The following is a 6125-nucleotide window of genomic DNA, read 5'->3' on the forward strand; positions in this document are numbered from 1 at the left end:
ATGGATTAATTTCCATCAGGTTTTTCAATTTCTGTAAACGGACTATTGTTCCACAAAAAGTCTGAAGGATTGTCAGGACTTGAAGGGTCGAATGTAATATAGTCTTTTCTGATATTCTTAACAAAAGGAAGATTTAGTCTTTTTATTTCTTCTATTACGCATTTAGCAATCTCGTAAGCACCGAAAGGATTGAAGTGTGTGTTATCGGCAAGTGCAGTTGTTTGTCCCGGATAACTTCCTGCAGGATAATGAACAAAAAGTTTTTTGGATTCTTCTACACCCATGGCTTCGTATAAAGTTCGTGTCAGTTTGTTAAGTTCTATAACCGGAATGTTTTCTTTTTCTGCAACCCATCTCATGGCATCCGGATAATCCTCATGTGTATCTTTTATATGTCCGTTGTTATCGAATGAACGTCTTTGGGTTGGGGTAACGAATATAGGTATACCACCTTTTGCTCTTATTTCATCAACAAATGTTTTGAGATACATGGCAAATGAGTAATATGCTCCACATCCAGGGCCTTTAAGTTTTTGGTCATTATGTCCGAATTCGATGAACATATAATCACCTTCTTTCATCTCACTTAATGCTTTCTTCAATCGTTTGGCTTTGATAAACGTGTCTGTACGTTCTCCGCTTTCTGCATAATTAGCAATACAAATGTTATCGTCAAAGAAATAAGTAATCATTTGTCCCCAACTGGCCCATGGCTCATTATCCTGGTCTACAACAGTTGAGTTCCCTGCTAAAAATATTGTTGTTACATTATCAATTTTTTCTATTTTTAAAGATGATACACACGGTTTTTCTCCATTAAATTCGAATGTCAGTTTGTTATCCCAGTTCAGTTTGTTTTTTTCTCTATCTTTTATCTTTACAAACTCTTTTTCATTTATTTGAGTATTTCTTTTGTTTATAATAAAGCTGAATGTCTTGAATTCATTCTTTTTAGTGACAACATTATTTAGGAAGAGTCGTCTTGATTCACCCCTTACTGTTGTGATACCATTTTCCTTCTTGTCTCCAATGGTAATTGTTACTCTATAATTACCATCTGGTACATTGACTGAAAAGTAATAAGGAGTATTACTATTTTTCTTTGGCGCGGGAAGAATGTCATAACCATATCCGTTGGTGCCAGGATAAATATTCTCCTGATTTATTTTGATTACATTTTCTACATTCTTACGGTTGGAAAAATCAAATAAATAGTCTTGTGCACTTAAATAGCCTGAAACTGGTGCACTCGCTAAGAGAACAGATAATAATAATGTTTTCATGTGTAGATATTTAATTGTTATTTTAACTTTAAATCAATCTTATATTCTAGTCTTTTTTGACAATTGCAAAGTTAACCAAATGCAATTGTCTGGAAATGGAATATTATACATAAGAATTGAATTTTGTTTCAAAAATTTATTGATATCAGCTCTAATTGGAAATAATATATTAGCAATTGTAGTTAGAAAGAATTTGAAACGCATGAAAAAAATAATGGTGCAATCCGGTTTCCCTGTTGCACCATTACAATTAATGAGAATTTTTGTCTGGTATTTAGTTCTTGTGTTATTCTGCTGTTATTTCAATTACGTGGCTTTGAGTATGTGTAAAACCGAATACTTCTATTCCTACTTTCATAAGATAATCACCGGAGAAAGTTTTACCATTTGATTTGAATCTTGATTTTGTTCCAGGCATAAGATTTATTTCTTCCACTTTATATATCTTGTTTGCATCAAGTCCTTGAAGTTTTACATTCATAAGTTTTTCCTGATAGCGTGGGTGGATATCATAGGCGAATAATACTGCCTTGTTTTGGTCTTTGCTAACATAGTTTACAGCCATATGGTTTGATTCGTATGGTGAAACCAGTCTGAATTGGTCGCCCTCCATGATTGCAGGATTCAATCTTTTCCAGTTGTTCACGGCAGTCTGGCAATATTCCAGTTCTTCTGCACTCATTTCTTTAAGACCTATATCGAAACCGAGTTTGCACATTGAAGCCACGTCTGTACGGAATTTTACGGAGGTGTTCTTATTCCAGCTTGTAACGTGTGCACACATAGCCTTTGCAGGGAAGAACTGTGAAAATCCCCATTGTATGTAGATACGTTCTATAGGGTCAGTGTTGTCACTGCACCAGAATTCGGTAAAATATTTCAAAGCTTCGTAATCGCATCGTGCACCACCACCAGAACAAAGCATCATCGGAACATTAGGATAATTTTTGTTCACCCTTTTCATTACGTTGTATACACCGCGAACGTGATCAATATACATATTACCTTGTTTGTTTTTCAGATATGGAGAGTAGATGTTTGTTATAGGGCTGTTGCAATCCCATTTGAAGAATGCTATTTCTGGATTTTCTTTCATCAGATTTTCTACTACGTTATAAACATAATCCTGCACTTCAGGATTACTCAAGTCGAGGACTAACTGATTACGGTAGTAGTAAATTTTTCTGTTTTCATCGTGAATAGCCCAGTCTGGATGTTTTTCGAAAAGTTCGCTCTTAGGATTTACCATCTCAGGTTCAATCCATATACCAAATTTAACTCCAGCTTCTTTTGCAGAATTAACGAGTGCAGGAATACCTCCTGGCAATTTACTGTGTGTCACTTCCCAGTCTCCAAGTCCGGCTTTGTCATCCTTGCGAGGATATTTGTTTGCAAACCATCCGTCGTCAAGAAGGAACATGTCTACTCCAAGGTGTTTGGCTTCTTTCATCAGTTCAGCCAATATCTCTTGGTCAAAATCGAATGCAGTGTTCTCCCAGTTGTTCAGAAGAGTCAGTCTTTCGCCTTTACCATCTTTCAGACTATAGTTTCTAGCCCAGTTATGGAAGTTGCGACTTCCTTCTGATGTTCCATTATAGCTAAGAGTGAATATGAATTCTGGTGTAGTGAATACTTCGTTCTTAGGTAGTTCATAATTTGATGCGTATGGATTGATTGCGGGGATTACACGTAGATTACCGACGTTGTCTACTTCGAAAGTGAAACGGAAGTTACCTGTCCATCCCAATGTTCCCATCAGCACTTCACCATGATTTTCTGCTACAGGTTGGTCAAGTCCTATTTCGAAAAAAGGATGTGTATGCATTGCTGCACGGCTTCCAAGTTTTGTGTCGATTACTTTTTTTCCGAATAGCAACTGCTGGCTACTCATTTGTGCTTCTTTTGCCCAGTCACTACTGAATTCTGTCAGATAGTACGATGCACGGTTGAAGTATAACATTGTAGAAGCGTATGTGGAAAGAGTGATAGGTTTCTTTTCCTGATGTTTGATTTCGCTCCATGTTTTGATTATGTTTTCTTCAGGATATGCCACATAGTGGAGTGTAACATCTACAGGATATTTGTCATCGCGGAGATTGATTGTAGTTTGTGTACCTCCTTCAACTTCTTTGGTTGATGAAGATATATAATATAAATATGTAGAAGTCTTTCCATCGTTGTGAGTGATTGCTATTGCCGGTTCATAGAATTCTTCGTTTCCAGAACCGCTGTAAACCTCCCAACCGCGTTGGCTGACGCTGGCGTCAGTTCCGGGATGTACATTCCATTTGAGGTTTTTTATATCTTTTTCGTGAAGTAATTTTTCACCTAAATAAGTTTGATAAAGACGACCATTATCGGCTACCTGGAGTATCAGGTCTGTCTGATTTGTTGAAATACGGAATACTTTGTTTTCTGCATTTGTGTGTAAGGTCATACACGCAAGTGCACCGGCAATGATTAATTTTTTCATGGTTATTATTTATTAGTTATTGAATCTTTTTGTTCTCTAAATAAAAGTACATATGTTTTCCATTATGAGATATACAAATATATGATTAATCATAGAGTTATTTCTATTATAGTAGACATAAAGTAGATTCTTTAATTGATTATTTTAGTATAATGGGTTGTAATCCAATGCTTTATGATAATATGCTTTAACGCGTAAAGTAGATTTTGATTTATTCGAAACTTTGCTTATTTTTGTATCATACTCTTTAATGTTGTGCTTTATGAAGAAAATAGTTCTATTAGTTTTGCTTATAAACTGTGTCTTGTTTGCATATGCCGTAAATGATATTACAAAGTTATATAGTGAGCTGGATGCTGCATTATTACGCAGAAATGAATTTTCTTTAATAAAAGAATCCCGTATAGATAGTATCAAAAAAATAAAAACTGTTGGTATGGGAAATTCTGCATTGTTTGAATTATACGATAAAGTATTTGAAGAGTATTATACATATAGGTCTGATTCAGCTTATTATTATTTGTCATTGTTGGATAAAATAGCTTTGAAAGCTTCTGATGACAGATATATTCAGAAATGTAATATAAACCGTTCGTTGTTGCTTGCCACTACAGGATATTTTTCTCAATCTTTGGATATATTAAATAATATAGAAAGGGCCAAAATTGATAAATCATTGTTGTTGGATTATTTTTCGGCCTACGAATGGGTTTATAGTGTATGGAGCGAATATTCTGCAGATGACAATTTCTCTATAGACTTTAAAGATAAAGAAGTATTGTATATAGACTCTATGTTGCAGGTTATTGATCCTTCATCACATGAGTTTATGTATTGGAGTGGAGAACTGAAAGCTAGAAATGGAAATCAGTATGAGGCTCAAAGATTTTATGAAAAAGCATTGAATGGTTTGAGGGTAAATACCCGACTTTATGCGTGTGTAACGTGTGGTCTTGCTTTCACTCATAGAAGCCAGGGGAATATGCGTGAGTATGAGAAGTACCTTATAATGTCGGCTATCTCGGATATAACCTGTCCTTTGAAGGAAAATCTATCCATGCAGGAGCTTGCAATGTTTCTTTATAAAAGCAAGGAACCGGATTTGGAAAGGGCCAATAGGTATATCAGTTATTCCATGGAAGATGCTATGTTTTATAATAATAGGTTGAGAATGTTAGAGATTGCCAAGAAATTTCCTCCTATTGTAAATGCTTATCAGAGTAAATGGATAGAAAAGAACAAGGTGCTTGTGAAGGCTGTATATTTTATTAGTTTTCTTGGCATAATGCTTGTTCTTGCCATGCTGTATATTTTCAGGCAGTTTAAACTTCTCGGTAGGCAAAGGGCCATAGTGACAGATATGAATATACAACTCAAAGATTTGAATTCTGAACTTATGAAAACTAATCGTACGCGTGAAGAATATGTCAGTTTGTTCATAGAGCTTTGTGCGGCTTATATTGATAAACTCAATAAATATCAGGATCTGGTGAGAAGAAAAGTCAAAGCAAAACAGATAGATGATTTGCTGAAAATGGTTAATAGCACTAAAATGACAGATAGTGACGCAATGCAATTCTTTGTGAATTTTGATACAGCTTTTGTAACTCTATATCCTGATTTTGTTTCTGAGTTTAATAAACTTCTTAGAGAAGGTGAAGAGATCGTTCCTGGTAAAGGTGATATTTTAAACACAGAGTTGAGAATTTTTGCTCTTATTAGATTGGGTATTAAGGATAGTTCAAAGATTGCTACTTTACTTTTCTATTCTCCGCAAACTATTTATAATTACCGTACTGCAGTCAAGAACAAGGCTAGGAATAGAGATGAGTTTGAGGAGAAGGTAAAAGGACTTTGTTCTATAGAATAATTGATTATAGTGTAAGATTAAACCTTATTAGCAATTTTACATATTTCAGTGGTATATGTATTAGTGTATTTAGGCGCTAGTAGTGACTTTGGTGCCAAGCTATAAGTTTTATTTTTGAGTCTGCATTTTCAGTTATGACTGCAGGTTTGTCAAGACATTGTTATCGTTACACGTTCGTGTTACGGTCGTAACACCTACGTGTTACACTCGTTACACGTTCGTGTCACGCGCGTTGCACGTCCGTGTCACGCCAAGTTTGTTTTGTCGTTATAAATAATTATTTCTTGTGTCTTATTATTTATGCATGTTTTCCCCTTTATGGAAATCAAGATTTCCAGGGTTTGAGCTAAATATATAATTATAATGTGTGTTGATTTATTATATAATTCTGTGTGTAATTCACCTGTAAATTTTTTATTTCTTTTCCCCCATTGATTAACAGCTAGTTATGTATATAGTTATAATTTTTTTGAAAAAAAAGTTGTCAAATGTATTGCAG

At 34.8% G+C, this 6125-nt stretch carries 3 protein-coding genes; 1 reads left to right on the plus strand and 2 read right to left on the minus strand.

Annotation, left to right across the window (positions count from 1 at the left end; translation table 11 throughout):
• Positions 1–5: 5 nt before the first annotated feature.
• Both Q0486_RS15005 and Q0486_RS15010 read right to left on the minus strand, forming a co-directional pair.
• A complete protein-coding gene (locus Q0486_RS15005) occupies positions 6–1283 on the minus strand; it encodes a rhamnogalacturonan acetylesterase (RefSeq protein ID WP_299235138.1) in 1278 nt (425 codons plus the stop codon).
• A 286-nt stretch (positions 1284–1569) separates the two neighbouring features.
• A complete protein-coding gene (locus Q0486_RS15010) occupies positions 1570–3756 on the minus strand; it encodes an alpha-galactosidase (RefSeq protein ID WP_299235141.1) in 2187 nt (728 codons plus the stop codon).
• A gap of 262 nt (positions 3757–4018) precedes the next feature.
• On the opposite strand from Q0486_RS15010, the gene Q0486_RS15015 reads away from it, so the two are divergent.
• Complete coding sequence (locus Q0486_RS15015; protein ID WP_299235144.1) at positions 4019–5626, plus strand: DUF6377 domain-containing protein; 1608 nt, start codon at positions 4019–4021, stop codon at positions 5624–5626.
• The last annotated feature ends 499 nt before the right edge of the window (positions 5627–6125 follow it).

Source organism: uncultured Bacteroides sp., assembly GCF_937912035.1.
Lineage (GTDB): Bacteria > Bacteroidota > Bacteroidia > Bacteroidales > Bacteroidaceae > Phocaeicola.